This is a genomic window from Streptomyces sp. NPDC037013 (assembly GCF_055607265.1).
Genome location: NZ_JBVJRV010000004.1, coordinates 141,374 through 165,673, shown reverse-complemented (window position 1 = coordinate 165,673; position 24,300 = coordinate 141,374). Strand labels below are relative to the sequence as shown.

23 protein-coding genes and 1 pseudogene are annotated in these 24,300 nt (G+C 72.2%); 12 read left to right on the top strand and 12 right to left on the bottom strand.

Annotated features, from left to right (window positions below; translation table 11 throughout):
* The first annotated feature begins 92 nt into the window (after positions 1-92).
* On the top strand, positions 93-1,037 hold the full coding sequence (locus ACZ7DY_RS15295) for a sirohydrochlorin chelatase (protein ID WP_471134962.1): 945 nt from the start codon (positions 93-95) through the stop codon (positions 1,035-1,037).
* A 119-nt stretch (positions 1,038-1,156) separates the two neighbouring features.
* Here the strand turns inward: ACZ7DY_RS15295 and ACZ7DY_RS15290 are convergent, their stop codons facing one another.
* From ACZ7DY_RS15290 to ACZ7DY_RS15280, 3 genes are all read right to left on the bottom strand, one after another.
* The gene (locus tag ACZ7DY_RS15290) at positions 1,157-2,200 is read right to left on the bottom strand and encodes a lactonase family protein (protein ID WP_471134959.1); all 1,044 of its coding nucleotides are present in this window, start codon (positions 2,198-2,200) and stop codon (positions 1,157-1,159) included.
* A gap of 377 nt (positions 2,201-2,577) precedes the next feature.
* Positions 2,578-3,090, bottom strand: a complete 513-nt coding sequence (locus ACZ7DY_RS15285) for a hypothetical protein (protein ID WP_471134957.1) — start codon at positions 3,088-3,090, stop codon at positions 2,578-2,580.
* Positions 3,091-3,272: 182 nt separating this feature from the next.
* Entirely contained in the window at positions 3,273-4,775 is a 1,503-nt protein-coding gene (locus ACZ7DY_RS15280) for an FUSC family protein (RefSeq protein ID WP_471134955.1), read from the bottom strand.
* A 273-nt stretch (positions 4,776-5,048) separates the two neighbouring features.
* On the opposite strand from ACZ7DY_RS15280, the gene ACZ7DY_RS15275 reads away from it, so the two are divergent.
* The 4 genes from ACZ7DY_RS15275 to ACZ7DY_RS15260 all read left to right on the top strand — a co-directional run bounded on the left by ACZ7DY_RS15275 (position 5,049) and on the right by ACZ7DY_RS15260 (position 7,810).
* Entirely contained in the window at positions 5,049-5,945 is an 897-nt protein-coding gene (locus ACZ7DY_RS15275; protein WP_471134953.1) for an NAD-dependent protein deacetylase, read from the top strand.
* A gap of 140 nt (positions 5,946-6,085) precedes the next feature.
* Positions 6,086-6,289: a hypothetical protein gene (locus ACZ7DY_RS15270; RefSeq protein ID WP_471134950.1), complete on the top strand. Its 204-nt coding sequence runs from the start codon at positions 6,086-6,088 to the stop codon at positions 6,287-6,289.
* Positions 6,290-6,415: 126 nt separating this feature from the next.
* Positions 6,416-6,811 (top strand): CBS domain-containing protein, encoded by a 396-nt coding sequence (locus tag ACZ7DY_RS15265; protein WP_471136657.1) that lies wholly within the window; start codon positions 6,416-6,418, stop codon positions 6,809-6,811.
* A gap of 75 nt (positions 6,812-6,886) precedes the next feature.
* A complete protein-coding gene (locus tag ACZ7DY_RS15260) occupies positions 6,887-7,810 on the top strand; it encodes an SDR family oxidoreductase (RefSeq protein WP_471134948.1) in 924 nt (307 codons plus the stop codon).
* Positions 7,811-7,867: 57 nt separating this feature from the next.
* Here ACZ7DY_RS15260 and ACZ7DY_RS15255 read toward each other — a convergent pair whose 3' ends face one another.
* Positions 7,868-8,284, bottom strand: coding sequence for a CBS domain-containing protein (locus tag ACZ7DY_RS15255; RefSeq protein ID WP_471134945.1), 417 nt, complete (start codon positions 8,282-8,284; stop codon positions 7,868-7,870).
* Positions 8,285-8,470: 186 nt separating this feature from the next.
* Here ACZ7DY_RS15255 and ACZ7DY_RS15250 point away from each other — a divergent pair.
* The 6 genes and pseudogenes from ACZ7DY_RS15250 to ACZ7DY_RS15225 all read left to right on the top strand — a co-directional run bounded on the left by ACZ7DY_RS15250 (position 8,471) and on the right by ACZ7DY_RS15225 (position 14,599).
* Positions 8,471-10,965 (top strand): annotated as a pseudogene (locus tag ACZ7DY_RS15250) (molybdopterin oxidoreductase family protein).
* Positions 10,962-11,453 carry a hypothetical protein gene (locus ACZ7DY_RS15245; RefSeq protein WP_471134943.1) on the top strand — a complete coding sequence of 164 codons (492 nt, stop codon included), beginning with the start codon at positions 10,962-10,964 and terminating at the stop codon, positions 11,451-11,453. Before ACZ7DY_RS15250 ends, ACZ7DY_RS15245 begins: the two are co-directional and overlap by 4 nt.
* A 148-nt stretch (positions 11,454-11,601) precedes the next feature.
* Entirely contained in the window at positions 11,602-12,165 is a 564-nt protein-coding gene (locus tag ACZ7DY_RS15240) for a DUF2243 domain-containing protein (protein WP_471134940.1), read from the top strand.
* Positions 12,165-13,004: a cytochrome c oxidase assembly protein gene (locus ACZ7DY_RS15235; RefSeq protein WP_471134937.1), complete on the top strand. Its 840-nt coding sequence runs from the start codon at positions 12,165-12,167 to the stop codon at positions 13,002-13,004. The genes ACZ7DY_RS15240 and ACZ7DY_RS15235 overlap by 1 nt, the downstream gene beginning before the upstream one ends.
* 50 nt (positions 13,005-13,054) lie before the next feature.
* A complete protein-coding gene (locus ACZ7DY_RS15230; RefSeq protein WP_471134936.1) occupies positions 13,055-13,489 on the top strand; it encodes a hydrolase in 435 nt (144 codons plus the stop codon).
* Between the two features lie 48 nt (positions 13,490-13,537).
* Positions 13,538-14,599 carry a YihY/virulence factor BrkB family protein gene (locus ACZ7DY_RS15225; protein ID WP_471134934.1) on the top strand — a complete coding sequence of 354 codons (1,062 nt, stop codon included), beginning with the start codon at positions 13,538-13,540 and terminating at the stop codon, positions 14,597-14,599.
* 5 nt (positions 14,600-14,604) lie between these two features.
* Here ACZ7DY_RS15225 and ACZ7DY_RS15220 read toward each other — a convergent pair whose 3' ends face one another.
* Positions 14,605-15,402, bottom strand: a complete 798-nt coding sequence (locus ACZ7DY_RS15220; protein WP_471134932.1) for an SAM-dependent methyltransferase — start codon at positions 15,400-15,402, stop codon at positions 14,605-14,607.
* Between the two features lie 383 nt (positions 15,403-15,785).
* Here ACZ7DY_RS15220 and ACZ7DY_RS15215 point away from each other — a divergent pair, with 383 nt between their 5' ends.
* On the top strand, positions 15,786-15,980 hold the full coding sequence (locus ACZ7DY_RS15215; protein WP_471134929.1) for an antitoxin: 195 nt from the start codon (positions 15,786-15,788) through the stop codon (positions 15,978-15,980).
* Positions 15,981-16,119: 139 nt separating this feature from the next.
* Here ACZ7DY_RS15215 and ACZ7DY_RS15210 read toward each other — a convergent pair whose 3' ends face one another.
* The 7 genes from ACZ7DY_RS15210 to ACZ7DY_RS15180 form a co-directional block, all read right to left on the bottom strand.
* The gene (locus tag ACZ7DY_RS15210) at positions 16,120-17,070 is read right to left on the bottom strand and encodes a ribosome-inactivating family protein (protein ID WP_471134926.1); all 951 of its coding nucleotides are present in this window, start codon (positions 17,068-17,070) and stop codon (positions 16,120-16,122) included.
* 195 nt (positions 17,071-17,265) lie between these two features.
* The gene (locus tag ACZ7DY_RS15205; protein WP_471134923.1) at positions 17,266-17,961 is read right to left on the bottom strand and encodes a L,D-transpeptidase family protein; all 696 of its coding nucleotides are present in this window, start codon (positions 17,959-17,961) and stop codon (positions 17,266-17,268) included.
* A gap of 844 nt (positions 17,962-18,805) precedes the next feature.
* Complete coding sequence (locus tag ACZ7DY_RS15200) at positions 18,806-19,216, bottom strand: RacP protein (protein WP_471134920.1); 411 nt, start codon at positions 19,214-19,216, stop codon at positions 18,806-18,808.
* On the bottom strand, positions 19,111-19,746 hold the full coding sequence (locus ACZ7DY_RS15195; protein ID WP_471134918.1) for a DUF6192 family protein: 636 nt from the start codon (positions 19,744-19,746) through the stop codon (positions 19,111-19,113). Before ACZ7DY_RS15195 ends, ACZ7DY_RS15200 begins: the two co-directional genes overlap by 106 nt.
* Positions 19,747-20,165: 419 nt before the next feature.
* Positions 20,166-21,839: a serine/threonine-protein kinase gene (locus tag ACZ7DY_RS15190; protein WP_471134915.1), complete on the bottom strand. Its 1,674-nt coding sequence runs from the start codon at positions 21,837-21,839 to the stop codon at positions 20,166-20,168.
* A gap of 135 nt (positions 21,840-21,974) precedes the next feature.
* A complete protein-coding gene (locus ACZ7DY_RS15185) occupies positions 21,975-23,129 on the bottom strand; it encodes a hypothetical protein (RefSeq protein ID WP_471134913.1) in 1,155 nt (384 codons plus the stop codon).
* A 143-nt stretch (positions 23,130-23,272) separates the two neighbouring features.
* A complete protein-coding gene (locus tag ACZ7DY_RS15180; protein WP_471134910.1) occupies positions 23,273-24,253 on the bottom strand; it encodes an SDR family NAD(P)-dependent oxidoreductase in 981 nt (326 codons plus the stop codon).
* Between the last annotated feature and the right edge of the window lie 47 nt (positions 24,254-24,300).

The window sequence follows — 24,300 nt, the reverse complement described above, 5'->3', positions numbered from 1 at the left end:
CTACGTAATTCATCAGACAAAAACGGACTTATACCGCCCACCTGCACCCTCCCCGAACAGCGATGGTCCGCAAGCCAGTAGCATGCGGGCGCATGAGCTCCCCCACTGGGCCCGCATCCGGCCTGCCTGTACGAATGCCGCGCCCCCGTCAGCCGGGCCGGCACCGCCGTCCGGAGCCCGTCGCGGCTCCTGAGGGCGCGCCCGCACTTGTTCTCGCCGTGCCGGGCGCCCCCAGCACCACCACGCGCGGCCTCGCCGAGGAAGTCGTGAGCATCGCCCGCTCCGAGCTGCCCGGCCTGGACGCCAGGATCGGTTACGTCGACGGTGAGGAGGACGCCACCGTCACGTCCTTCCCCGAGTTCCCCTCGCTGCACTCCGTGCTCGCGCACGCCGCCGCCGAGCGCACCGCCCGCGTCGAGCGTGCCCGTGCCGCCGGCGCCGAGGTGGCCGAGCCCGAGGGCCCCGTGGCCGTCGTCGTGCCGCTGCTCGCGGGCCCCGACGCCGCGCTGATGCGCCGCATCCGGCAGGCCGTCATGGACAGCGGTGCCGCCGCCGAGCTGACCGACGTGCTCGGCCCGCACCCGCTGCTCGCCGAGGCGCTGCACGTGCGCCTCTCGGAGGCCGGCCTGGCCCGCGCCGACCGCGCCCGCCTCTTCACCGTGGCGACGGCCGCCGACGGCATCGTGCTCGCCACGGTCGGCGGCGAGGAGGCCGTGCAGGCCGCCGGGATCACCGGGATGCTGCTCGCGGCGCGCCTCGCGGTGCCGGTGATGGCCGCCGCGCTCGACGAGGAGGGCTCCATCGCCGCCATCGCCGAGCAGCTGCGCGGCTCGGGTTCGGCCCAGCTGGCGCTGGCGCCGTACCTGATCGGCCCCGAGCTGGACGCCGGGCTGCTGGACGCGGCCGCGAAGGAGGCGGGCTGCTCCGTCGCCGAGCCGCTCGGCCCCTACCCCGCGATCGGCAAGCTGGCGCTCGCCAAGTACACGACGACGCTCGGCATCACGCCGCAGCAGCCTTCGGGCGCGCCGGTGCACTGATCCGGTCCGCAACGCGATCGCCACGCGGTCGCGGCGCGTTCTGTCCGTACGGCGAAGGGCCCGCCCCGATGTGGGGGCGGGCCCTTCGTCGTGCCCGGCCGCTTCCGGGCGCGGCGTGCTCAGCCGAAGACCACACAGGAGGCCGCGGGGACCTCGACAGAGCCCGTGCGGCGCGGGAGGCCCGTCTCCTGGTCGATGGTGAACCAGGTGACGTCCCCGGAGCGCTCGTTGGCCGCGTACAGGTGCCGCCCCGCCGGGTCGATGGCGAGGTCGCGCGGCCAGTGTCCGCCGCACGGCACGGTGGCGAGCAGCCGGGGCGCGTCCCCCGCCTCGTCGAGCGCGATGACGGAGAGGACGTCGGGACCGCGCGTGGCGGTCCACAGGAAACGCCCATCGGGGGCGACGACGATCTCGGAGGGGTAGGTGTCGCCGTCCGGGGACTCCGCGAGGACCGGCAGCTCGCCGAGCGGCTTGAGCGCGCCGTCGACGGCGTCCCAGGCGCAGACGGTGAGCGTGGGGCTGAGCTCGTTCAGGATGTACGCGCGGTCGCCGCGGGGGTGGAAGACGAGGTGCCGCGGCCCGGATCCCGGGCGCAGCGCGACCTCGCGGTGCAGGGAGAGCTCGCCGTCGCCGAGCGCGCAGACGCGCACGGAGTCCGTGCCGAGGTCGACGCTGACCGCCCAGCGGCCGCTCGGGTCGGTGAGGACCTGGTGGGCGTGGGGGGCCTGCTGGCGCTGCGGGTGGGGGCCGGAGCCGGTGTGCCGGAGTTCGCTCGACGGCGCGGGCGCGAGGGAGCCGTCGGCGCGCAGCGGCACCGCGGTGACGCTGCCCGAACGGTAGTTGGCGGTGAGGACGTGCCCGTCGTGCAGGGCGAGGTGGGTGGGGGCGGCGCCGACCCGTACGGGCACTCCCGCGAGCCGGGGCGTGCCGCCGTGGGTGCGGAACGCGGCCACCGCGCCGTCCGGGGAGGTCTCGCTGACCGCGTAGAGCGTGTCCCCGCCGGGTGAGAGCGCGAGGTAGGAGGGGTCGGCGACCGCGTCCGTGGCGCCGGTGAGCGTCAGTGCGCCGGTGTCCGGGTCGACGTCCGCGGCGAGGACTCCGGGTCCTCCGGCCGCGGTGAAGGATCCGATGTACGCCCGTCCCGCGTCTCTGCCGACGACCACTGCCAGTCCCCTCTCGGCCGGGGCGCCTCGTGGGGGCGCCGCTCGTGCGGCCGACGCTAGCAGTCGGTCTAGACCAGGGGGCGACCGGAGGTGGCGGGCGGTGCCGGGGCGGGGTGTCGCGGAGGCGGCGGTGTCGGCGCACGATGGGCGGCCTGGGGGCCGCTCGGCGAGCGCTGTGCCCGCGCGCCCGCCGAGCGGTTCCGGATGCGGTCCGCTCCCGCACGGGCCGCGACCGTCAGCCCTGCAACTACCCCGCGTCCCGGCTGATCCACCCTTGGAGATGCCCGGCACACATGCGCGGATCGGGGCGTGATGCCCGCGGGCGCGCGGGGCGGGGCGCGGCGCGCGACGGCGCCCCGGGGCAGCTCCCGGGGCGGTCAGCGCACCCAGCCGGTGAAGTTCTGTCCGAGGGTGCGGGTCCGCTCCGCCGTACGCGGTCGCGCGCCCCCGTCGACGGCGGCCGACACGGCCCGTACAAGCCAGGCGTTGACCGACAGGCCCTCGCGGCTCGCGGCCTCCTCGGCGCGGGTCTTGAGGGCGGCGGGCAGGCGCAGGTTGACACGGGCGGTGCCGCCCTCGCCGGCGTCGGCGGGGACCGGGGCCTGTGCGGGGGCGGGCGTGTCGTGTGGTTCCGTCCGGTCCTCGGGCTGCGGGAGCGTCACCACGAAGTCCGGGTCGAGTCCGCGCAGCCGTACGTCGACCGAGCCGGGGGCGAGTTCGCGGGTGACCTCGTCCATGGCGGCGGACAGTACGTTGAGCAGGGTCAGGCGGGTGGCCGACTCCAGCGGCGCGGTCAGCCGCTCGGCGAGCTCGCGGGCTTCGTCGCCCCCGGCCTCGGCGGCCACGGCCAGTTCCCTGTGCAGTGTTTCGACGTACGGCGTGAGATCCATGACGCATGGTGACACCACTTTGGCGCCATTGGCAAACAGGAGGAGGGGGCCCTGAGCCCTCTCCCTGCGCTGCAGGGTGGGCTCATCGCAGCAGGTCAGGCGCTTGGCGAGGAGGCCGCACCACCCGACCTGCCGATGGTGTCGCAGGCGGCGTCATCCACGCCCGCACAGCGCCCCTCAGGTCACGCGATCTGCGCCGGTTCCTCCCGCTGCAGCGGTCCGGCGAGCGCCGCGAGGGCCCGCTCCACGCCGTGCAGGTGGGCGAGTGCGGGGTGGTGGCCGGCGGCCGGCTGGAGCGAGGCGTGGGGCTCCCCTTCGCGCCGGGTGCCGCCCGGCGACGTCAGCGCCTCCACCGCCGCCTCGACGCGCCAGCACGCGGCGGAGAGGCGGGCGTCGTGGGAGGCCTCCGGGTCGGCGGCGATGGCCGCGAGTCCTCGCACCTCGCGTGCGCAGTCGTCGAGCAGCGCGAGGACCTGCAGGGCGCGGCCCTTGCGGGCGCGCAGGGGGCTGAGCGGGTGCACGAGCGGGGCCAGTGACATGCGGACGCGGCCGAGGAGCAGTTCCAGTTCGGCGACGCGGGGTGCGGGGTCGGCCGACGCGGTGCCGCCGAGGCGTGCCGCGGCCTCCTCCGTGCAGCCGTGGACGCAGCGCAGCGCCCGCTCGATCCAGGCGTCGGTCGTGGCGTGCGTGGTCACGGGCAGGACGAAGAGCACCGCGAGGACCGCGCCCAGCGCCCCGACACCGGTCTCGGCAAGCCGCAGGGCGAGCAGGCCGGTGTCCAGTACGCCGAGGAGGCCGTACAGGGACCCCGCGAGGACCGTCACCGAGAGCATCATCCAGGAGTACGAGACGGCGGCCGTGTAGAAGATCCCGAAGACGCTCACCGCGATCAGCAGGGCGCTGGGGACGGCCGCGCCGTTCAGCGGTACGACGAGGACGAGACCCGCGCCGATCCCGAGGACCGTCCCGAGCACCCTGCGGAATCCGCGGACGAGCGTCTCTCCGCGGGAGGTGGTGTTGACGAAGACCCACCAGGTGGCGCCCACCGCCCAGTACCAGCGGTCGCCGGACAGCGCCTGTCCGACGGCGAGCGCGAAGGCGCCGCCGAGCACGGCCTGGATCGCCTGGCGCGTCGTGGCCCGGGCCAGTCCCGTGCCGGCCGGCGGAGCGGGCACCACGGCGGGCGGCAGCCGCCGCTCGTAGCACCACGCCCCGAACCGCACCGCCGAGGACGCGAGCAGGGAGATCACGACCGCCGCGTAGAGCTGCGGCAGCTGTCCCGGCTCGGCGTGCAGGAACTGGGCGGTGAAGAAGGTCATGAAGGCGAAGACGCCGAGGGAGTGGCCGCGCGGCCCCCACCGCCGGGCGTACACCCCGGCTCCCATGACGGCGAGGAAGGCGGCGTCGCGCGCCAGGGGATAGTCGTGCAGCCCGGCGGCGAGGGCCAGCACCGGGAAGCCGACGGCCGGGAGCAGCGCGGTGGTGACCGCCTGACCGCGCACGGTCGTGTCGGTGACGGTGAACAGGGCGAGGAGCGCGGCGAGCCCGCCGGTGATCGACCCGGCGAGCGAGTGCCCGGCGAGCCCGCACAGGGTCACCGCCAAGGTGATGCCGAGGACGGCCCGCAGTGCGAAACGCAACCGCGCCCGCCCCGGATCTGGCGCCACGAACACCCTCTTCAGCACAGCTTTCCCGCCCCTTTCGGTTGGCTCGTCCTGCCCACATGGAAATGGCGCCGCGGAATTCCGCAGCGCCATCGACAAGACCATCACACCACCTCAAGGCCTCCTGGCTCAACTGACACAGGATTCGCTGGTCCAATGGTCCAGTCCCGCCGCCGCGATGACGCCGCGAGGAGGCCCAGTTGCCCAGTCGGGGCGGCGTCCGCGGTCACCGGCCCGGGGCGGCACTTCTGGTTGTCCGGGACGGTGCGACCGGCCGGTACGTAAGGTGGCGGCATGAGGACGCGACCCACGCTGACCTGGGAGCCTCAGGGCGACCTGCCTCCTGCCTCGACCGACCTCGCGCCGGTCGTCGCCGCCGTGCGCGCGGGAGGCGTCGTCGTCCTCAGTGGAGCGGGGCTGTCGACGGAGTCCGGCATCCCCGACTACCGCGGGGAGAACGGCTCCTTCCGCCGCAACCACGTGCCCATGACCTTCCAGGAGTTCACCGGCAGCGCCCATGCCCGCCGGCGGTACTGGGCCCGCAGCCAGCTGGGCCGGCGGGCCATGGCCGGGGCCCGGCCGAACGCCGGGCACCGGGCGGTCGCGGCCCTGGCCGGGGCGGGCCTCGTCAGCGGCGTGATCACGCAGAACGTCGACGGGCTGCAGCAGGCCGCGGGGGCACGGGACGTGATCGAGCTGCACGGCAGCCTGAGCCGGGTGATCTGCATGAGCTGCGGGCGCCCCAGCTCCCGCGCGGAGCTCGACGACCGGCTGCGCGCGGCCAACCCCCGCTTCGAGGCCGTCGCCCTGCGCCACCACGCGGCGCGGGTCAACCCGGACGGCGACGTGGACCTGTCCGACGAGGCGGTCCGTGAGTTCCACCTGGTGGCATGCGCGGCCTGCGGCACCGAGGCGCTCAAGCCGGACGTCGTGTTCTTCGGCGAGAACGTGCCGCCGGAGCGGGTCGCGGCGTGCCGGGACCTCGTCGACGGGGCCGCCACCCTGCTCGTCCTGGGCTCCTCCCTCACCGTCATGTCCGGGCTGCGCTTCGTGCGCCGGGCGGCGGAGTCCCGTACCCCGGTCCTGATCGTGAACCAGGGCGCCACGCGCGGCGACCGGTGGGCCGACGCCCGCATCGACCTCCCCCTGGGCAAGGCGCTCAGCGACGTCGTGGCCCGCGCCGGCCTCTGATCGGCGAACGCGCGCGCGACGGGTCGGACATCCCCGTTGGACATCCCCGGCGGATGTCTGGCAGGGTCGCCCGTCCGTCCCCCATACGCCCACAACCCCCCGGCCCCGTAAGCCTCGAAGGGAGAAACACGATGATCGAAGTGAGCACACGCAGCGTCAAGGAAGCGGTCGCCGCCGAAGAGCTGCGCGCGAGCACCACGACGCTGGACATTCCCAAGGGTTTCGACCTGTGGTCCCCCGAGGAGATCTCGGAGTGGCTCGACCGGATCGAGGACGACCCGGGCGTCTCCGACGCCGACTTCTACGCCGCCCAGCAGGCGGTTCGGCGGGTCCTGGACGCCTAGGACCCGTTTCACGGGAGCCGAACCCGGTCACCCGAACCATAGCCTCCGGTACTGAAGGTGCGCCGGAGCCCCAAGGTTCGGAAAGGACGGTGGTCCACCGTGGCGACGACCAAGGCACGGGACATCATGACCGGCGGCGCGCACTGCGTGCGGGCACACGACACCGCGCTCGACGCGGCACGCAAGCTCAAGGAACTCCAGGTGGGCGCCCTGCCCATCTGCGGTGAGAACAACCGGCTCGTCGGTGTCGTGACCGACCGGGACATCGTGGTGAAGGTCCTCGGCGCCGGGCTCGATCCGGCGGAGGTGGAGACGGGCACCCTCGCGCAGGGCGAAGCCGTCACCATCGGCGCCGACGACGGCGCGGAGGAAATCTTCGCGACCATGACCCGGCACAAGGTCAGGCGCCTGCCGGTGATCGACGGCACCGACCTCGTCGGCATGGTCGCCCTCGCCGACGCCGCCCGGGCCCTCGACGCGCCCGATGCGGGACGCCTGGTCGAGGCGCTCTCCACCGACTGAGGCCGCCCGGCGGGCGACCGCGCCCGCCCGGCAGGCCGCACACAGCCCCCAGGGTTCTCAGGAGGTCCCTCCGCCATGCCCGACCACACCAACGGTGCCCCCAACGCCGCGTCCGCCTCCGCCCAGGTGTCGGACGAGCTCTTCCCGCCCTACCCGGTGCAACGCCTGCGACGCCCGGGGCTCGAGTCCGAGATGGAGCTCGCCCCGCGTTACCGGGCCAGGAACTACCGGCCCGCCGACAAGCTCGCCGGCAAGGTCGCGCTGATCACGGGCGGGGACTCCGGCATCGGCCGCGCCGTGACGCTCCTGTACGCGCGGGAGGGCGCCGACGTCGCCATCGTCTACCTGCCCGAGGAAGAGCCGGACGCCAAGCAGGTCGAACAGGAGGTCACCGCCCTCGGACGCCGGTGTCTGCTGCTCCCCGGCGACCTGTGCGACGCCGCGTTCTGCGAGGAGGTGGTGCGCCGTACGGTCGACGAACTCGGCGGCCTGAACGTCCTGGTCAGCAACGCCGCCTACCTCAACAGCCAGACCGAGCTGGACCAGCTGACGGCGGACGACTTCGACCGGGTCTTCAAGACGAACGTCTACGCCTACTTCCATCTGGTGATGGCGGCCGTCCCCCATCTGTCCCGGGGCGACTCGATCATCGCGACGGCCTCCGAAGAGGCGCTCAAGGGCAGTGACCTGATGATGGATTACGCCGCGTCCAAGGCGGCCGTCGTGGTCTTCACCAAGTCCATCGCCCCGCACCTGGTGAAGAAGGGCATCCGGGCCAACATCGTGGCGCCAGGACCCACTTGGAGCGCGCTGAACCTGGCGGGCCAGCGCTTCACCGACGACTACCTGGAGAACCTGGGCGCGCAGACGCCCCTGGGCCGGGTGGCGCAGCCCGAGGAGATCGCCCCGGCGTACGTCTATCTCGCGAGCGACGCCGACTCCAGCTACACGGTCGGCGAGACCATCGCGGCCACGGGCGGCTACACCGACTCGCGCTGACGACTACGGCGACGGCGACGGGCCGTGGGGGGCACCCCACGGCCCGTCGCGTCGGGTTCAGTCGGTGGAGAGGGCTTCCAGGAGGTCGCCGACCTTCGGGTCGGGCAGCGCTCTGGCGACGTCGGCCTGGGCGACCATGCCGACCAGGTCGTGGCCGTCGATGACGGGCAGCCGCCGCACCTTGTGCGCGGTCATGGTGCGCAGGATCTCGTCCGCGTCGTCGTCGGCGCCGATGGTCACCGCCTCGCCCTGCGCGAGCTCCCCGGCCCGGCAGGTGGCGGGGTCCTTGCCCGCGCCAAGGACCTTCACCACGATGTCCCGGTCCGTGAGCACGCCTTTGAGCCGGTTGTCGGTGCCGCAGATCGGCAGCGCCCCGACCCCGAGCTCCGTCATCTTGCGGGCGGCGTCCAGCACCGTCTCCTGTTCGCCGACGCACCCGGCCCCGCCGGTCATGATGTCCCGGGCCTTCGTCATCACAAGCCTCCGTTTCACAGCTGCGGTTCTCTCGGTATCGGTGGACGCGCCATGTGTTCCCCGCGGCGGCGAACCGTAACGAGGTCCCGGGCCCGCGGGGGCGGGAGGCGGCGGCCGTTAGACGGTGGCGCCAACGGGTACCGATGACGCGCGGCCCGCCGCCGTGCCGTCCGTACCCGCCGGGAGATGACCGTGGACCCTTCGATGGACCGGATCGCGCACCCGTGGGGCAGCCGTACTCCATACGGGCGACACGAACCGTGGCCCATGCGCAGGGACACCTACCTGGCGGAAGGCACCGACCCCGAGGGGGTGCAGCGGTGGGTGCAGGCCGCGTCGCTCCTGCACTCGGACGGGGACGCGATGGACATCGCGGTCGTCGACGGCCGGATGGTCGGGGTGCGGGGCCGCGTGCGGGACCGGGTCAACCGGGGCCGCCTCGGCCCGAAGGACCTCTTCGCGTGGCAGGCCAACGCCTCCCCCGACCGGCTGACGCGGCCGCTGGTCCGCAGGGACGGGCGGCTGGTCGAGTGCGACTGGGCCACCGCGATGGAGCGGATCGTCACCCGTTCGCAGGCCCTGCTGCATGAGAGCGGCCCCGGGTCGATCGGCTTCTACACGAGCGGCCAGCTCTTCTAGGAGGAGTACTACACCCTGGCGGTCCTGGCCCGCGCCGGGATCGGCACCAACCACCTCGACGGCAACACCCGACTCTGCACCTCCACCGCCGCGGAGGCGCTGAAGGAGTCCTTCGGCTGCGACGGGCAGCCGGGCTGCTACGACGACATCGACCACGCCGACGTGATCGCGCTCTTCGGCCACAACCTCGCCGAGACGCAGCCCGTGCAGTGGATGCGCGTCCTCGACCGGCTGGCAGGCGACGACCCGCCCCGGCTGGTCTGCGTCGATCCGCGCCCCACCCCGCCGGCCCGCAGGGCGGCCGTGCACCTCGCCCCGCGTCCCGGCACCAACCTGGCCCTGCTCAACGCCCTGCTGCACGAGATCATCCGTACCGACCGCGTCGACCACGACTACATCGCCGCCCACACCGTGGGCTTCGAGGAGCTGGTGGCGGAGGTGAAGGAGTCCACGCCGAAGTGGGCGGCCGCCATCTGTGACGTGCCGGCCGCCCGCATCGAGGAGGCGGCCGAGGTCATCGGAACCGCCGACCGGCTCCTGTCCACCGTGCTGCAGGGCGTCTATCAGTCGCATCAGGCCACCGCCGCGGCCGTCCAGGTCAACAACCTGCATCTGATCCGCGGCATGCTGGGGCGGCCCGGCGCCGGCATCCTGCAGATGAACGGCCAGCCCACCGCGCAGAACACCCGGGAGTGCGGGGCCAACGGCGACCTGCCGGGCTTCCGCAACTGGCAGAACGACGACCACGTCGCCGACCTGGCGCGGGTGTGGAACGTCGAACCGCGGACGATCCCCCATTACGCCCCGCCCACCCACGCCCTGCAGATGTTCCGCTACGCCGAGCAGGGGTCGATCCGCATGCTGTGGATCAGCGGCACCAATCCGGCGGTCTCCCTGCCCGAGCTGTCCCGGATCCGTTCGGTCCTCGCCCAGGAGCGGCTCTTCGTCGTCGCGCAGGACCTGTTCCTCACCGAGACGGCCCAACTGGCCGACGTGGTGCTGCCCGCGGCGACCTGGGGCGAGAAGACCGGGGCGTTCACCAACGCCGACCGCACCGTGCACCTGTCCGACAAGGCGGTCGAACCGCCCGGCGAGGCCGGCCCGACCTGGACATCTTCCTCGACTACGCGGCCCGCATGGACTTCCGCGACAAGGACGGCGGCCCGCTGATCACCTGGCACGACCCGCCGTCCGCGTTCGAGGCGTGGAAAGAGTGCAGCGCCGGCCGGCCGTGCGACTACACGGGACTGAGCCACGACAGGCTCCGCGGGGGCAGCGGCATCCAGTGGCCCTGCAACGACGCGGCCCCGGACGGCACAGAACGTCTCTATACGGAGGGCATCAGCTGGGCCGGGCCCGATGTCTGCGAGTCGTACGGCAAGGACCTGCTGACGGGGGCGGCGGACGATGCCGACGCGTACCGCGCGCTCAACCCGGACGGCAAGGCCGTGATCAAGGCGGCCGGGTATCTGCCGCCCCACGAAGAGCCCGACGAGCGGTACCCGTTCCAGCTGACCACCGGCCGGACCCTCTACCACTTCCACACCCGGACGAAGACGGCGCGCACCCCCCAGCTCGACGCGGCCGCCCCCGACATGTGGGTGGAGGCCTCCGTCTCCGACGCGGACCGGCTCGGCCTCGGCGAAGGGGACCTGGTGGAGGTGGCCACGCCGCGCGGGGCGGTCCGGGGCCGGCTGCGGGTGACAGAGATGCGTCCCGGCCTGCTGTTCCTCCCCTTCCACTACGGCTACTGGGACACCGAGGGCGGGCACGGCCACGACGCCGGTACCCCGGGGCGGGCCGCGAACGAGGCGACGAGCACCGACTGGGACCCGGTCTCCAAACAACCCCTGTTCAAGACGGCCGCGGCCGCGCTGCGGCTGGTCGAACGCGGCGCGGGCCGCGTCGCCCCCGCACCGACCACCACCGCCTCCGCCCCCTGCCGCGCGGACGCCGTGCCGGCCACGGCCGGGGGCCGCTCCGCGCAGGTCGCCCGGACGGACGACGTGGCCCGGGACACCCATGGGGAGGCGGCCGAATGAACGGGCTCCTGCGCGCCCTGCGGACCCTCCACGACGGCGAGGAGCACCTCGCGCGGCTCCTGACGGCCGCGGCGGAACGGCATCTGGCCGAGCACGAGGTCCACCACGTCGCCACCGACCTCGCCGAGTGGTCGCGGGAGCACGTCCGCCGCCTGACCGACACCGCGCACGCGTACGGCGCGGACCTCCGCGACCCCGGCGAGCGGCCCCTGCCCGGCGCCCTGACCACGCTCGGGGAGGGCACCGACGAGGCGGCGGACAGCGGCCCTGAGCCGGGTTCGCTTCTCCTGCGCGATCTGCGGGGACTGCATCTGGCCGCCGCGGAGAACTCCCTGCACTGGGAGATGCTCGCGCAGGCGGCACAGGCCGCCAAGGAGGAGAAGCCGCTCGCCGTGGCCTCGGCGTGCCACCCGCGAACCCTGCGCCAGATGCGCTGGACGAACACGATGATCAAGATTCTCTCCCCTCAGATCCTGACGAGTCTCTGAGGCCGCTTTCGCCGGATGACCGCTTTGGCTCCCTTCGCCGGATGGCCGCTTTCGCCGCGTGCGGAACGCCTCGGGCAGGGAACCTGCTCGTAAGGCATTCCCGGCAACAGATTCCCGGCGCACCCAGGTGCAGGAGCGGAGACGAGTGATGGCGACGACGACGGGCGGCACCCCGGCCGGCATCGCAGGACCGACGAGCATCCGGCTGCCGGGCATCGTGCTCGGGGTGGGGATGGGCGGGTTCGTCGACGGCATCCTGCTGCATCAGCTGCTGCGCTGGCATCACATGCTCAGCAGCACCAACGAGGACCACATCGGCGTGAAGTACTACAACCCCCACACCGTCTCCGGTCTGGAGATGAACACCGTCTGGGACGGCATCTTCCACACCGTGTGCTGGCTCGCGGTCCTGCTGGGCATCGGCATCCTGTACGCGCGGGTCACGGAAAACCGGCTGCGGTTGTGGGCCTCGCCGGTGCTGTGGGGCTGGATGCTGGTCGGGTGGGGCCTGTTCAACCTCGTCGAAGGCGTGCTGGACCATCACATCCTCGGCATCCACCACGTCCACGCGGGCGACGGCCAGGTCTGGTGGGACATCGGCTTCCTCGCCCTTGGCGCCCTGCTGGTCGCGGCCGGCCACCTCCTCCAGCGTGGCGGCCGCCCGATCGACACCGGTACGCCCGCGGGCCGGGGTGCGGGCCGGACCGCCTGATGGACCACCACATGCCCGCTCACCGGCACGGCGGGGGCGACGGCGGCGGCCTCGATGCGCTGCTGCCCGCGCTCGTCCTGCTGGCGGCCGTCGGCGCCTACCTCCTCCTCGTCCGCCGGGCCCGCCGCCGCAACCCGCCCCTGGGCTGGAGCCGTTGGCGCACGGCGTGGTTCCTCACCGCGGCCCTCCTGATCGGCGTGGCCCTGTCACCGCCCGTGGCGCCCTTCGCGCACGAGGACTTCCGGGGCCACATGGTGCAGCACATGCTCATCGGCATGTACGCGCCGCTCGCGCTGGTCCTGGCCGCCCCGGTCACGCTCCTGCTGCGGGTGCTCCCGGCGTCCGGCGGTCGCCGGCTGACCGCCGTGCTGCACAGTCCGCCCGCCCGCCTCCTCACCCGCCCCGCGGTCGCGCTGACCCTGTCGACGGGCGGTCTCGCCGCCCTCTACTTCACGCCGCTCCACGACACGATCACCGCCCACCCGGCGGGTCACTGGCTGCTCCACGCGCACTTCCTGCTGTCCGGCTGTCTGTTCGCCCACGTCATCGCGGGCCCCGACCCCGCCCCCGCCCGGCCGGGCGTGCGCGCGCGGCTGGTCTGGCTGGGCGCCGCGATCGCCGGACACGCGGTGATCTCCCAGCTGATGTACGGCGGCTTCTGGGTCCGGGTCCACGCGCCCATCGACCAGGTCCGGGGCGGCGCGGAGATCATGTACTACGGAGGGGACATCGCCGAACTGCTCCTGGCCGCGGCGGTGGTGGCCACGTGGCGCCCCGAGCGGCGTGGACGCAAGGCTCACGGGCCTGTCACCGCAGGCCAGTTGTCGAGCCCAGCCTGACAACGACCTTGCGACGCCCCGCCATTGTCGACCACGACGACCATGGACGCATGGAATCGATCAAGTCACGGCTCCCGGCCCGCTTCTGGACCGTCCCGTACGACGGGGCACGCTTTCCCGGGTCCCCCGCCGTCGCCGCCCGCCCCGGCATCGCGGCGGGCGGCAACTGCCAGCTCTTCGCCTACGCCGTGCTCGAACACTTCGGCCTGCCGCCCTTGGCCCTGCGCTCGGCGGAGTTGTGGGACGACACGGCCGCCACCGCCCGCGTGCGGGTGCCCGAACCCCTCGACCTGCTGCTCTTCAACGCCTCCGACAACGCGTACGGCGCCCATGTCGGCGTGTGGGCGGGCGAGGACGCGATCCTCCATCTCTGCGCGGAGGTGGGGCGCCCGATCGTGTGGCGCCGCGGCGACTTCGCGGCGCGTGAACGGTACCGGGTCCTGGTGGGCGTAAAGCGGGTGCGGGTACGGGCGCCGCGGAATTGATGCGCGTATCCCGGGATGGACCGCGCGCTTCCGGATACCCGGAGAAACATGGTGTGGACTCCGAAACGGCAAGGGAAGCACGGCGAGCACGCTCCGGACGGTCACGAGGCCCCCGGCAGGCCGGACACGGATGTCGGGCCCGGCGAACAGGTCGAGCGACGGGCCCCGGACACCCCGTCCGAGCTGCCCAAACGCTCCTGGTGGGCGGTGTTGAAGGGCACCGTCAAGGAGTTCAAGGACGATGAGCTGTCCGACCGGGCCGCGACACTGACCTACTACGGCATCCTGTCGCTGTTCCCGGCGCTGCTGACCCTGGTCTCGCTGCTCGGCATCGTCGGCCGGTCGGCGTCCCAGGAGGTCCTCGACAGCATCGAGGACCTCGCCCCCGGCGCCGTACGGGATGTTCTGAGCAGCGCCGTACGGCAGTTGCAGGGCAATGCAGGGACCGGCTCGGTGATGGCGATCGTGGGTCTGGCGATCGCGGTGTGGTCGGCGTCCGGCTATGTGGCGGCCTTCATCCGCAGCGCCAACGCCGTCTACGACATGCCGGAGGGCCGGCCGATCTGGAAGGTGCTGCCGATACGGCTCGGCGTGACCGTGGTGCTGATGGTCCTCGCCGTCGTCAGCGCGCTCATCGTCGTGTTCACCGGCGCCCTGGCCGAGGAGGCCGGCAGTCTGCTGGGCGTCGGCGACACGGCCCTCACCGTGTGGTCGATCGCCAAGTGGCCGGTGCTCATCCTCCTCGTCACGGTGATGATCGCGCTCCTGTACTGGGCCACGCCGAACGCGAAGGTCCGCGGGTTCCGCTGGATCACGCCGGGGAGCCTCCTGGCGCTGCTGATCTGGCTGGCCTCCTCCGCCGGTTTCGCGCTGTACGTCGCCAACTTCGCCTCGTACAACAAGACATACGGCACCTTCGCGGGCGTGATCGTCTTTCTGGTGTGGCTGTGGATCACCAACCTGGCGATCCTGCTCGGCCTGGAGTTCGACGCGGAGATGGCCCGGCAGCGCGCCGTGGCGGGCGGCCTCCCGGCGGATCAGGAGCCGTACGTGCAGCCGCGCGACACCCGCGCGTGGGACGAGGAGGACCGCCGCCGGCTCGAACCGTGAGGCGCTCAGCCGGACTTGCGGGCCACGCCCCCGTAGAAACCGATCTCGCGGGCCCGCTCCTCCGGCGGGGTGTCCGGGCGCCAGAACGGCACCTGGGCGAGGCCGGGCTCGACGAGTTCGAAGCCGTCGAAGAACCGCTCGACCTCGCCGCGGGAGCGCAGGTTCAGCGAGGCGCTGGCGTTGTTGTAGACGGCCTGGGCCTCGCTGCGGTCGGCGAAGTCGCCGGTGGCGTGCGACAGCACGAGGAAGCTGCCGGCGGGCAGGGCGTCCCGCAGGGTGGCGACGACTTCTTCCGGCTGCTCGGCGTCGGTGAGGAAGTGGAGGACGGCGACGAGGAGCAGGGCGACCGGCTCCTCGAAGTCGATCACCCGGTGGACGTCGGGGTGGGCGATGATGGCGGCCGGGTCGCGCAGGTCGCCGAGGACGATGCTGGTCTCGCCGGTACGGCTGAGGAGTCCGTCGGCGTGCGCCTTCACGATGGGGTCGTTGTCGACGTACGCGACCCGCACGTCCGGGGCGACCGCCTGGGCCGTCTCGTGGACGTTGGGCGAGGTCGGCAGGCCGGTGCCGATGTCCAGGATCTGGCGGACGCCGTGGCCGACGACGTGGCGGACGGCGCGCTGCAGGAAGGCGCGGTTGGCCCGGACGCCGATCCGCGCCTCTGGCGCCACCGCGGCGAGCGCGTCGGCGGCCCGCTGGTCCACCTCGTAGTTGTCCTTGCCGCCGAGCAGGTAGTCGTAGATCCGTGCGGGATGCGGCCTGCTGGTGTCTATCGCCTCAGCGGGAAAGCCGTCCTGCAGCACGCCGCACTCCTCTCGACAGCCGCCCCGGCCCCTTGCCCACGGGCGACGGGAACACCTTTTCACATCAACTGCGGTGCCCCGGCCGGGACATGAGCCGTAAGGCACTCACTCAGCGACCGAAACGTCCCTTGTTGGGCCCTGTCCGGAACACCAGGCGGCCGTACCAGCTCGCCATCCCGCTCCTCCCCGCAGTTACGACGGCCACCGCCGCGCCCGTCGTAACCGTCCGCAAGATCGCCAAAGGGTAGCCGGGGGCCAGGAGGCGGGGAAGCGAAAAAGCCCGCCGAAGCCTGATTCCAGGGGGCGTCGCAGCCACCGGATGCGGATCGGGCGCGGCGCTGCAAGCCTGGGACGTGGGGGCGAAGCAGAGAGGCAGGCATCCCATGTCAGTCATGGACAAGCTCAAGCAGATGCTCAAGGGCCACGAGGACAAGGCCGGCCAGGGAATCGACAAGGCGGGTGACTTCGTCGACGACAGGACCCAGGGCAAGTACAGCGGCCAGGTCGACACGGCCCAGGACAAGCTCAGGCAGCAGCTTGGCCACGACCAGTCCGGGGACAACCCCCCGCAGAGCTAGGACCGGGCCGGCCTGACGGGATCAAGGGGCAGACCCCGGCCATGGGCCGTCGCGCCGCGCGCGGAGCGAGTCCGCGTGCGGGGCGACGCCGTGTCCGGCCGGACCTCAAGCGCGCCGCCCGCCAGGGCAGAGCAGAAGCTCAGAACAGGCCACCCTTGGTGATCAGCACGGAGAGCCTTCTGTCCGGCGCTCCGCCGGGACCGTTGAAGATGTCGCCCAAGGTGCGGTACCTCGAACCGTCGACATTGACCGGGGAGCCCGATTGCCCACGATTCAGGTTGTTGACGAGAGCCGAGAGCCGGCCCCAGTTGTTCTCCAGGGAGGCCCCGAAGCTACCGATGTAGTCGAAATGCTGCGGACCTTCTCCACCCTGGCGGATCGTGTTGGACACGCGATTCTGGATCCAGCCCATGCGCGCGGCTTCGGAGGTCGCGCCGATGATGTGCGCGATGTCCCTGCCGTAGTCCTGGGAGGAGGGCCGGTTGTCCCGGACCGCGCCCAGTCGATCCAGGTGACGTGCCAGCGTCCAGCCCTGGTAGTTCATGTTCGCGCTGGCACGGGTCGAGTCGGAGGCTCCGAGGTCGCTGTACCGGCCCGTGTAGCCCAGGTTCGTGAACGCCCTGCGGTGGCCATTCGGGTACGCCGCGTGCTCTCTCTGCCGCAGGAGATCCGACGTATCGGAGAAGCGGTAGTTGTACCCCTGAGAGGTGAATCCGATCAGGTACAGGTCATGCGCCCAAAAGTAGAGCGAGAGGTTGTGCGTGCGCTGACCTCCACGGGGATAGCGGACGACCTGCACCTCGATGACATGGCCCTCCTCCCGCGTGGTCTGGCCGACGCCTCCGGCGATCGGGGTCGCCGCTATTCCGCGCAGCTCCCGGATCATGTTGTCGTACTGCCCGGCGGCGAGCGGATTGTTGCCGTCCTCCAGGCCGGTGATGTCCCATTCGATGCTCTGATAGGGGTACGCGGGCAACGCGTGCGCCTCGGGCGTCGCAACGCCCTGCGTGATCCCGAGTACGACAAGGAACGACGCGAGCCAGGCGCCTAATCGCCTGCCCCAACTGACAGTGAGCGCAGGGTTCTTCATGACCGGGTGACCTCCAGGAGACGCGAGCTCATACGCCGCCACCCTCCTGCACACCGCTCACGCCACGCTCACACTTTTCTCACGTTTCGCTCACGCACATGAGGAAGCCGGGAAGTCGCGCGGACGCTTCCCGGCTCTGTCTCAGGCGTTCGTCCGTGGCCGGCTCGTCCACGAGCGGCGGCGCCGGCCGCGGGATCAGGTGCCCGGCTTGCGGCCGTAGACGAAGACGTCGTCGCCCTTGCGCAGCGTGCTCCAGTACTTCGCGGCGTCCTTCTTCGTCATGTTGACGCACCCGTGGGAGCCCGGCGGGGCCCAGACGCTGATGCCCACGGAGTGGAAGGCCTGGCCGCCGTCGAAGAACTGGCTGTACGGCATCGGCACGTGGTAGATGCTCGACACGTGGTCGATGTCGCGCCAGTAGATCTTCTTCAGGCCCGTGCGGGTCTCGTGCCCGTTGCGGCCGGTGCGTACCGGGACCGGACCGTACTTGAGGTTCTTGCCGTCCTGGATCCAGCTGATCTGGAGGGTCAGGTCGACGCAGGCGATGCGCCCCTTGTCGGTCGGGCACTTGCCCGCCTTGTTGGGGTTGTTGCCCACCGCCTTCTGCTTGTTCATGAGGTCCATGACGCCCCAGGTGACGCTGCCCGCGTACCCGGCGTTCGGCGTGATGCTGTGCTTGGTCTGGAAGGCCTTGATGGCCTTGCAGTCGGCCGCCGACTGCCTGCCGTCCACCGGCCGGCCGAGGAACTTCTCGACCTGCTTCTGGTACGGGCCGGCCTGCGTCGAACACGACGCCGCCTGCGCACTTCCGGAACCGAGCGCCACGGTGAGCGGGGCCACCAGCATGGTGATCCCCAGCATCGCGACGCCTCGTCTGCGTATGTCCCCCATTGCCGCCTACCCCTCGTCAATCATCCGTTGTTCGTCGTCCGCGTCCGCGTTCGCGTTCGCGCTCGTGTGGGGGTTGAATCCCATGAGCTAGACGACGTACCCGCGGGGTTCGTTGTAGGGCGAATCGCCACAGGTGTGTAACAGAGGGGATTTGTCGCTGGGGGCGGGCCGTCTCGGGCCTGCGCGGGCCGGGGCGAGGCGAGGCCGCATGGGGCGACTGCGGGGAAGCCGACGGCTGGAACGGAACCGCCTGCTGGGGCCGTAAGTGACTGTCTTTGAACTCCGGCGTGCGGCGTTCACCCTGGTCCGTGACGAGCCCCGCCAGCGTTCGTTTTCCGGGCATTATCACACGTCAGTCACTTGCAGCGCTGTCACTGACCGCCATCGCACTAGGCGTGGGGCTCGCCACCGCCACTCCCGCTGAGGCCGGCGGCATCGGCGACTTCCTCTCCCCCGCCTCCGGCACCGACTGCGCCAACCACCACACCCGCCCCCACGCCCAAGGAGCCACCACGGCCGGGACCGGCACTGCCGACGGCAACCTTCTTGGCCTCCCGCTCGGCTCGGCACTCAACCAATGCGGCGGAGCTGACCTTGATTGCCGTCTCCAGCCCCCTCCTCCCTCACCCGTCCCGCTCCCGCTCCCGGTGCGACCGCCTGGAGTTTCACAGTAGGGAGCTCGGCACACCTGATCCTGCTGTTATGGCCGAGTTCGGAGTGGGCGGCAGGCATCGACCGCGCGGGGGCCGGCAGGCCGGAGTAGGCAGCAAGGGCTCAAGCAGCGCCCACTCCAGGTCGGTGGTGTCCGAGGGATACCGGCGCCGACGCACGATGACCGCCCCTGTCAGGCGATCAGGTCGAGGGGGGACTCGACCGAGTTGAGCTGGGCGACGATGTGCCGGATTCGCTTGTCCTCCGGGTCCACGGCGGCATGCGGGGCGATGGTGCCCGTGATCAGGCGGCGTACCTCCGTGAGCAGCACGTGGACCCGGGCCGTCTCGTAGGACTCCAGCTCGTTGGGGTCCACCGTGAACTGGTAGCCGTCCGCACGGGTGTAGATCACCGGGGGCCACCCCTTCTCCATGGTGATGTCGCGCAGCATCGCCATCCCCGACTGGATCTGGCTGCGGGTGAGTTCGGTCGCCCGTATCAGCTGCGGCATGTGCAGGCCCGCCGGACGGGCGTCCTTGAGGGCCTTCCAGATCGCATCCGCGTGCTTGCGTGCCGCATCGCCCCGGTGCCGTGACCGGGGCATTCCTGCACGGTGTCACGCTCATCCTCGGAGAACGGGCGCTCACGCAGCGAGGGCACGATCCGTCCGGTGGCCGCGACGAACCGCTGGCAGGCGCCGACCAGGTCCAGGAACTCCAGGGCGTGGTTGATGCGGCGCACGGTCGGCTCGAACGGCTGCGGCTCACCGGCGAGTTGCTGTTCGTGCGCCTCGCGAATCTGCCGCGACTGCTCGACCTGGGCGTGATTGACCTGATGGCGGGCGGTATCGTCGGTCATGGCTCTGAACGCCACTGAGGGCCGGCGCAGGAGATCGGTGGCCACCTTCGCGGCGACCTGCTCGTCGGCGACCAGGTCGTGCACGGCCTCGATCTTCTCCTGCACGGTCTCCGGGCCCGGGCCGTGGTAACCGACCCGCTGCCGGGTCGTCTCCGGTGTCCACCGTCGTTTCCCGGTCCGCTCGTCCAGCGGCGGATTCTTGATCGCTGCCCACCGTTCCTCGTCGTCGGAGATCGCCGCGAGGATCCGGTGCGTGCTGAAGGCGACCCTGGGCACCGGTGCCGCTCCGGGAACCGGCTGGCCACCCACCTGTACCCCTTGATCGTGGTCTAAGGGACGTTGGTGTCCTCGGACAGCCGGTGCAGCCACGCCGAGACGCCGAACAGGTCGTCGCGGAAAGACCGGCCGCTGTGCGGCTCAGCCATAGGGACCACTTCGAGAGCGCCGTCACCGATGATGAACTGGCACTTCGACATGTTCTCGACGGCCTCACGCAGCCGCTGGACGATCTGCTCGTACCGGCAGAATCCGCCCGCCGGTCGGCGCCGGAAAGGCGCTCCGCTCAGGTACGTGGGGCGCCCGGAAGCTCTCCGCAAAGCCTTCTGCCGGACCACTGCGCGCAGAGGGCTCAGTGCGTACGCGAGCCCTCCATCGTGGCGCGTGAACGAGATCAGCAGGGGTTCAAAGATGGGTTCTCACTTGCGCCAGACCGTCATGTCCGCGGTCAGGAAGCTGAACCCGCCCTTGGGCAGCGCGGTCGACTTCACCTGGACCACGAGCAGCGCGATGTCCCCCGTGGGGCTCTTGACGCAGATCTCGCTGCCCGCCGCGGCCGCGGCCAGCGGCAACCGGCGGCTGTCGGCGCCGGTGAGGGCCACCCGGCACGAGTCGAGGGACGCGCCCGGCTTGCCGTACAGCATGGTGATGACGCTGCTGTCGCTCTCCAGCGAGCAGCCGGTGTCCCCGCAGACGAACCGGACGTCGCCCCTGCGGTCCTTGCGCTGAACCGGCTCCTTGAAGCTCAGGGAGTTCTTCTCGTCCAGCCACTGCTGGGGGTACGGGATGGCCCTCGGCGACCGGGACCGGACGCTGTCGTCCGACGCGTCGCCCGAGTCCTCCGATGTCCGGCCGCCGCTCCCGGACGACTCCCCCGACCCCGACCCCGCCCCCGATGACGACCCCGGCTTCGACTTCGCCCTGGCCCCGGGCCCGGAGTCCGCCGCCCCGGCCGAGCCGGACTCCGACGACCCGGACGACGCCGACGACGCCTTCGCGTCCCGGTCGCGGAACGTGTCCATCGCGTCCATGACCGTCCAGGCCAGAGCCGTGAGCAACAGCGCCCCTGCCGCCACGGACGCGGTCGTGATCAGCGCGGTGCGGCGCCTTCGGGACCGCCGCGCCTCCCGCGTCACCGGCTGCGGCGCCGGCATGAAGGGCAGCGTGTGCACCGGCGTGGGGTGGGGAACCGGCGCCGGGACCGGCACCTCCGGTCCCATGACGTCGCGCCAGACGGTCGGCCCCGCGCCCGCCTCCGCGTCCCGGCCGAGGCGCTGCCGGCACCACGCGACGACCTCCGCCGGGGTGGCCCGGTCCTTCGGGTCGGCGGCGAGACAGCGGGCGAGCAGGGGGCGGAGCTGGACGGGCAAAAGGTCCAGGTCGGGTTCGGAGTGCACGATCCGGTACAGCACGCCGACCGAGGAGCCGGTCCCGTACAGCGGCTCGCCCAGCGCGGCGAAGGCCGCCGTCTGACCGAGCGCGAAGATGTCCGTCGCCGCCGTGACCTCCTGGCCCGACGCCTGTTCGGGGGCCATGAACGAGGGCGTGCCGACGGTGGAGCCGGTCGCGGTGTGCGAGGTGATGTCGGAGGCGAGCGAGATGCCGAAGTCGATGACGCGGGGGCCGTCGGCCGCCAGCAGCACGTTCGACGGCTTCAGGTCCCGGTGCACGATCCCCGCGGCGTGGATGGCCTGCAGCGCTTCGGCCACACCCGCCATCAGCCACAGGACAGCGGGTACGGGCAGCGGCCCGCGCCGGGCGACGGCGTCCGAGAGCGAGGGGCCGGGCACGTAGAGCGTGGCGAGCCAGGGCGGTACGCCGTCGGCGTCGGCGTCGATCAGCTCCGCGGTGTACGCGCCCCGCACGCGCCGGGCCGCCTCGACCTCGCGGCGGAAGCGGCGCCGGAAGTCCGGCGCGTCGGCCAGCTCCGGCCGCACCACCTTGATCGCCACGGGGCGGCCGCCCTGCGTGTGCGAGAGGTAGACGCGGCCCATGCCGCCCGCGCCGAGCCGGGCCGCGAGCCGGTAGCCGGCCACCACGGGCGGATCCTCGGCCTGTAGTGGCCGGAAAACACCCTCGGTCGCGTCGTGCATCGGCCCTCTCCCCCGGATCCCCTGATCCCTGATCCCCTGCCCCTCGGCCAACCGTTGGGCCGACCAAGGGAGCAGCCTAATCGGGCGGGCGGGGCGCGTGAGCGGAGGGTCGGACGACCGGTGGCTGGGCGCGTGTTACTTGTGCGGGTCCCGGAAGCGGCCGAACGTCTTCGTGAGGCCGCCCAGCAGCGAACCGTCCGCCTTGCCGGCCCCCGCCTTGCGCGGTCCCGGTAGCCCGTCGCCGCCGGTCGCCTCGGCGAGCGCGGCCTGCGCCGCCTCGGCCGCCTCGCGGTACAGGTCGCAGGAGTTCGTCATCGCCTCCAGCGCCTCGGCGTACTTGGTGACCATGCGCTGGGCGTGGGCCAGCTCCTCGTCGGGGGTGAGCAGGTGCCAGCCCTGGCGCAGCCGCTGCACGGCCCGCTCCGCCTCGCCCTCCAGGGGGCGCGGCAGCGCGGCGAACTCCTTGATCCTGTCGAGGAGTTCGGTCGGTTCGGAGCCGTCGAGGAAGACGCTGCGCACGGTGTAACGGTCCGCGTCGTACTCCGCGTGGCGCGGCGTGGTGGGCAGGACGACGCCACCGCCGCGCGGCATCCGCACGCTCAGCTCCCGCTTCATCGCGAAGTCGGCGATCTGCGCCTGCTCCGGCGTGCCCCGGTGCTCGACGACCAGGTGCCGAAGGCCGGGCGGCAGGAAGACCGAGACCGGCTGCTGTCCCTTCGCGTCCGGCGTCATCGCTTCGTGCACCACGACGTGGACGTACCAGCTGTCCCGGCTGCACTCCCTCAGCCGGCGGCGCAGCTCGTCGTCGTCCTTCGGCAGGTGGTTCGTCGAGCGCAGGCGCAGCCCCGGCACGGCGGCGTCGTGGTCCCAGGGGATGCGGTCGCTGTCGGGCCAGAACATGGTGGCGGGCGAGGGCCAGCGCATGTCCCACGCCTGTTCCGCCTCGGCGGCGAGGATCCAGGTGACGCCCTCGCCCTCCTTGCGGCGGCCGCCGGGGTCGTACGTGGTCAGCTGTGCGCGCACCGTGACGTCGTCGGCGACGCGCCAGCGGGCCTCGTAGAGGCGGCGCGCGGACGGGCCCGGGTCCGCGGACTCGTCCCGCGGGTACAGGACGGTCGAGCGGGCCGCCTCGACGGGGTCGAGGTCCAGGAAGTCGTCGAGCACCCCGGCCGCCTTGAGGGCGATCAGGTTGCGCCGGACGTCCTGCTCGGGTTCGGGTCCGAGATGGCTGCCGCGCGCCAGCCACACGGTGTCGGGGACGGTGGCCGATGAGGTGCTTTTCTTGGTCATGGAGTCGTTCTGTGAGTGATCAGGGCCCGACCAGTATGGCCCGTCGACCTGTCAATGGAAGTGGTACCGCCACATTGACTTCACCACGGTCGGCTCACGTCCCGCTCATGTCCGGCTCGCGCGCGGCGCGCGTGGGAATCGTCTCACTCGGCCTCGCGCGCGTTGTAGGCGTCGGCCGCCTTCTCGTTCATGGCGCTGCCCCACGCCTGGAACCTGCCGCTCACCGGGCCGTCGGGCGCGGGGGTGTCCGCGCCGCGCCGCATGGCCGGCCGGCCCTTGGGCGTGTCGGGCAGCAGGCGGGCGAGGGCGCCGTTGAGGCGGGTCGTCGCGGCGGGCGCCAGGCCGTGGGCCAGGTCCGCGGCCCGGGCGGCGGGGGTGAGGACCAGCCGGGTGCGGCGGCGGGTGACCGCCTTGACGATGCGTTCGGCGGCCCGCTGGGCGTTCATCGAGAGGACGGGCGCGCCGGCCAGGGCGGAGAACCAGCCGTACTCGCTGCTGCGGTCCCCGCCGAACTGCGCGTGGAGGTGCGAGCCGGTGCGCATGAGCCCGGGGTAGACGGCGGTGACGCTCACGCCGCGGGGGCCGAGTTCCGCGTTCAGCCCTTCGGCCAGGATGCCGGTCGCCGCCTTGGCACTCGCGTACGGGAGCAGGTGCGGTACGCCGAGCAGGCCGCCGACGGACGAGATCAGGCCGAGCCGCCCGCCGTGCTCGCTCTCCGCCAGGTACGGGAGGGCCTCCAGGGCGGTGTGTACGGCGCCCATGAACATCGTGTCCATGGCGTCCCTGAACTCGGCGGCCCCGACGGCCTCCACCGGGGCGACCTGGATGATCCCGGCGTTGGCGATGACGAGGTCCGGGCCGCCGCAGGCCTCGTGGGCGGCGCGGAACATGTGGTGCATGGACTCCTGGTCGCGCACGTCGCACACCGCCGTGTGGAAGGTGGTCCCGGGGTTGCGGTGGCGCAGCTTCTGCTCGGCGGAGGCGAGCTCGTCCCCGTCGCGGGCGGTGATGACCACGGTGGCCCCGCGGGCGGCGAGCCGGTCGGCCATGAGCAGGCCGAGGCCCCGGGAGCCACCGGTGACGAGCGCGGTCGTTCCGGACAGTGACTCGGTGGAGTGCGACATGAGCGCCTGACGTCCCTTCGTCGGTGGGCCGTTCCCGTCGGTGGCCG